Below are 4,148 nucleotides of genomic sequence, written 5' to 3' on the forward strand. Positions count from 1 at the left end.
CTATAGGCTATCCGAAGTATAGCCCACAGGAAAGATTATGTCAAGTCATGCTTTGACCCAACGTGCTGATCACCGGCGGCTGAAAGCCGTCCGGTGGATTAGCTGGTTAGGCATCTTCATAAAATTAATCTGCCCCTTTTCTGAATCCTTTTCTGCACAAAGATTCAAGCTGCTTATCACTGGCAGACATTAGGTCTTTGATCTCCAAAGAGAGTCCATACGCAGAATTATACCACTCACTTGCTTCCTTTTGCATATCTGACAAAACATTATTCATATTCTTGTGTGTCTCATTTCTATCCATCTCCCACAATTTCGCAGCACCATATGATCCGACCGCAATCAAAAGGCTCAAGGTAAAACCAGTACTGCCTGAATTGGAAATTAATGTTATCACTATCCAGAGAACGAAAAAGGCTATTGTTGAAAAACAGCCGAATGCACCGACATCGGCCGTTGGTGGGATTGTTTCCCTATAATATTCTATTTCTGATTTTTTTTTCTCTTCTTTGGTTTTCAGCTTCTTTTTTTCAGTATATAGCATTTGGAGCTTTGCCAGATTATCGATAGTCTTTGCCAAAATGTTTAGATTATCGGAAACTGTTAGGCAATCTGAATAAGCGGGATCATTTTTTATGACAGAGTTTGCTTCATCCAAATAGTCGCTTATGTCCTGTTTCAGCTTGGCCAGTTCAGAAACTTTACCACCCTTCGATGTTTCTGCAAAGATATCCTCAAGCGTTCTCAGCCGGGTTGTTGCCCTATCAAGAGCAGATTTTGATTTTCTTGATAGCAGACCTATCACCTCTTGGTGTACAGACTGAAGATCCGGATATGAAGTAGACAAGGTGAACAATGTACAATCTTGATCTATGGCTTCTTCTATTTCCTTCAGGGCGATAGGGGTCTTGCCAGACAGAGCTGCGTATGTTCCTGCAATAAAAAGTTCCTTGGGTCTGTTTTTCTTCCCATGTTTAAGGGCCTCAATTGCATACTTATAAGCCATTTCGTAATTTCCCTGTGCATAGTATAGCCTAGCGGTGGCCCATAAAGTCCGAAAACGGGATTCAGGATCAAGCGTTTCTGGAAGGCTCAGTGCCTTGTCAAAAAATCGGTAAGCATCGTCAGCGTTTTCCTTATGCATCTCTATGAAGGCCAAGTTCATTAAAACTTGATAATCCGTTGTGTCGTAATCGAGCGCCCGGCAAAAGCGCTCTTCTGCCTCTGCAAATTCCCCTTTCGTATAGTGTCGCAATCCCTGGCGAAGCAGCTGCTGGGCTTCGTTGTTCCGACTATCTCTTAGTACAGCCAGAATCTCTCTTAGACTTTCTTCTTGCTGGGCGAGTTGCCATTTGATTTCTGATAAATCAGCACTCAGACGGTCTCCAAGTTCATTAATACTGTTGGAGATATCACCCGCGAATTCTCCTAGGGCGCTCTCCATCCTTGTAAACCCCATTTCCAGGACTGCGGTCTGCTTCATGATCTCTGCACTGATCACTTTTGCCCCCGCAAGTTGGCTTAAGGCGATCCCACGTCCCGTCTCATACTGGGCTTGGATCTGCTTTTGAGCCAATAGGATCATCTCGCGTTCTCTCCGCGGCCCTTTATAAACTATTTCACCTTCCGGAGAGAAAACAGAAGGCCATTCAGAATTACCATACGTGTAACGATGCATGAGAGATGATGGCATATCAGTACACTCCTCATCAATAGGGTCGATTATCGTTCTAAATCCTTTTGACCTTATTCTTTTTTTCTATGAATCTTTCACAACCAAGAACTACCCCAGCCTTTAACTCATCTGACCAAGATCTATCATCAGACCCATTGTTCTCAACAAAATCTTGGTATTTCTTTATGGCAATGGTCCTATCTTTGGAAAAATATCCCCATGTATCCTCAGTATCTACAAGTCCCTTTTTGTGTTTGCAAAGATAGTTACCATAACTGGTCCACCGGTAGTCCTTTGGACTGGGGTTATTCCGGGGACATTGGGGTTATTCCGGGGACATAATACCGATTATTTATCAACACCTCCGGGACCTTTGCACAACTACCGTAAAATTCCCATTAGGAACGGTTTAACGGTCGGGTAGCCGGGGGATGTTGCCATCCCCAAGCCCCCTAAGAACGGTGCGTGACAGTTTCCCGTCACACCGCTCAAGCCTCCGCTAAGGTCTCCCTTGTGGGGATTCCCGCAAATTGAAATTTACTTCACGTTACCACATGATCGTCAGAATAGCCATGGGCATGCAGAGCACACCATCTCACCGAAACAGTGGACGTCATTTGCTTTCGCTGCTTTCATCTGATTCAATCACGTTTCACGCGACCGGAGACCCGCTGAACGTCTGCCTCCTTACGGAGTCCCGCACAAGGCGGGATATCCTGACCATTACAGCCAGGCATTCGCTTCTTTCAGCATCCTGTTCCAGCCCGCCAACAGCATGCCTTGCGGTTAGTCTGCCCAAAGGGCGACGGGACTGGGTTTCCACGTTCCACACAGTTGATCCAATGGATGACTTAGGTGCGCCCTCTACGCCGGTAGTTCAACGGTTCCGTGCAGGCAGTTAGGAGACCTGCATCCTGACCACATGCCGCTCACACTGGGGAGTGACCTTCGACCTTTATACGCCTATGGCGTATTCTAATCCTCGTAGGTCTGTGCTCATTGACGACGCTTACAGACATTCAGATATCTTCACCATATCATCCGTCCCTAGCCCTTAACAGGGGAGGATTCCCCGATGGGTTCTCCTGTCACCATTTGAACCCCTTTCGGTACATTGTCCGTGGGGCTTCGCACCCCGTCATCAGCGCAACGGCAGCACGCCCACGTAGGGACCGGTAGGAATATACCGGGTACTCAAGGTAACTAACTGAGTACACTCAACTATGCGACATCGTGTCGCACCCTAACGCCTGTTTAACCTGCGTTTTTCAGAGCGCAGCGGCGAAAAACGTCAGGTTGAAACATTTGTTGTGCTTTACCATTTTTTAATTGGATCTAGTGGATTATGGAAACTTGGATTTAATTTGAATACATCACAGCCACCAGGTTGAAATGGTGCTGGGCTAAAAACATCTGGGTTGCTGGTGACATATCCCGATACTTGATCATATGGCAATCCAGTAGAGCGTACTACTCCACCTATTGTTCTAAAATCATTATGTGGACCGGAAAAACTATTTACTATTGTGTGTTGCAGAGGATTTTTTGGATCAAATGGCATATTACACCTCCTCGTTATTTTGATTTGTAAAATTGTCACAAGAACCGCAAGTGAGATCTTTGACAACGTCTGCAAATCCCTTACTATTTATGAAATTCTGCATCTCTTTAACTGTGTCAATACTGTCTGCGATCTGCTCATATAGATGTTTAGGCCATCGAATTGTGATGAGAACAACGGAAGCGACGACACATAAAAAAAGAAATGCCATCAAAAGCAAGGTATAAAATTGATATTGACCGTTCATTTGTGATTTAGCTGCAACCACTCCAATTATGCCTTCAATAATCAAGAGGGCAAGAGCGAAAAACACTAAAAGGATTCCGTATTTGCCCAAGTATACCTTTGCGATCAGGAGATGGCATTATTTGTCTCCTTTATTAGTTAAACAGCACAACGCCAAAAATCAGCCGACGCTGCAAGCGGTCGGCTGGATTGCCTTGTTCGGAGGTTCTTCATTCATTTGCATGCTGGTGGCCTTCCTTTACCGATGTACTCCCATATGCTTTGGTCAAGGTAAGCACGGGGTACCCCCATTATGTCTGCTGACAAATTAATAATCCCTTTAGCCTCATCATAACTTGATACTTCTATGCCAGCTTGTTTCAGGAAATCGAGCAATCGACGGTCTATTGCACACGTCTGAATGCCGGTCAGAATCTTGAAATAATCGATGGTCTTCGGGCCAATGCCATGTATCATTATGAGTTTCAAGAGATTTCTGTTATCCATCAGCCAATCTCTTAAATCGTCTTCTGTCTCAACGCTCTCGGAACCAAAGAGATCAACAATACTCTGAAATCGGTTCGCTCTATCCATGCCCTGCCAATCTAAGAAATCATTAGCCGTTCTTTCCCTTAATCACCGATTTTCGCGGAGCTATAACCGTCATTTGAGGACAAGATTTTGATG

The 4,148-nt window shown here is 45.0% G+C and carries 3 protein-coding genes; all 3 read right to left on the bottom strand.

Translation table 11 applies throughout. The annotated features are described in order from the left end of the window. Window positions 1–124 precede the first annotated feature (124 nt). The 3 genes from QMD03_09885 to QMD03_09895 all read right to left on the bottom strand — a co-directional run bounded on the left by QMD03_09885 (window position 125) and on the right by QMD03_09895 (window position 4,055). Window positions 125–1,693, bottom strand: a complete 1,569-nt coding sequence (locus QMD03_09885) for a hypothetical protein (protein MDI6777521.1) — start codon at window positions 1,691–1,693, stop codon at window positions 125–127. Window positions 1,694–2,990: 1,297 nt separating this feature from the next. Further along, on the bottom strand, window positions 2,991–3,236 hold the full coding sequence (locus tag QMD03_09890; protein ID MDI6777522.1) for a hypothetical protein: 246 nt from the start codon (window positions 3,234–3,236) through the stop codon (window positions 2,991–2,993). Window positions 3,237–3,695: 459 nt separating this feature from the next. Beyond that, on the bottom strand, window positions 3,696–4,055 hold the full coding sequence (locus QMD03_09895) for a hypothetical protein (protein ID MDI6777523.1): 360 nt from the start codon (window positions 4,053–4,055) through the stop codon (window positions 3,696–3,698). Window positions 4,056–4,148 lie beyond the last annotated feature (93 nt).

It is taken from the genome of Syntrophales bacterium (assembly GCA_030018935.1).
GTDB lineage: Bacteria > Desulfobacterota > Syntrophia > Syntrophales > CG2-30-49-12 > CG2-30-49-12.

Bases quoted from the DNA above. Each gene is read 5' to 3' on its own strand.
- QMD03_09885 (MDI6777521.1), bottom strand. From the start codon at position 1,693: ATGCCATCATCTCTCATGCATCGTTACACGTATGGTAATTCTGAATGG.
- QMD03_09890 (MDI6777522.1), bottom strand. From the start codon at position 3,236: ATGCCATTTGATCCAAAAAATCCTCTGCAACACACAATAGTAAATAGT.
- QMD03_09895 (MDI6777523.1), bottom strand. From the start codon at position 4,055: ATGGATAGAGCGAACCGATTTCAGAGTATTGTTGATCTCTTTGGTTCC.